This is a genomic window from Rhizobium sp. SVR5-2C (assembly GCF_056755115.1).
On the sequence record NZ_JBNDHT010000367.1, the window covers coordinates 1 to 305 of the forward strand.

Annotated in this window: 1 pseudogene; it reads right to left on the reverse strand. The window is 56.7% G+C overall.

The window, feature by feature from the left end:
* Nucleotides 1–237, reverse strand: a pseudogene (locus tag ACPYOI_RS36110) (hypothetical protein); the annotation flags it as partial.
* Between the last annotated feature and the right edge of the window lie 68 nt (nt 238–305).

The following is a 305-nucleotide window of genomic DNA, read 5'->3' on the forward strand; positions in this document are numbered from 1 at the left end:
TTTACCTTTGCCTGAAAGAATCGGATCGTTGAACAGTTGCTTGCCAAGTGCGACCTTGGCCGGATCAAGATCTGGGGCAGCCTCAAGGGGCGTGATCGGCTCTTGCTGACTGCGACCGCTTGCCAACGCCACGGTCGCGGCTACGCTCAGCACCATAAGCAGCCATACCGCTGAAAAAGCCGACAGGCGCTCCGTGGCAGTCTTGGCAGCCATGAAGCTCGAACGGACCATCGTCATCAGGAGACATTTCTTCTGCTGTGGTCAATATCCACCTCAGCATCGAAGAAATAGCCGACGCCACGCTC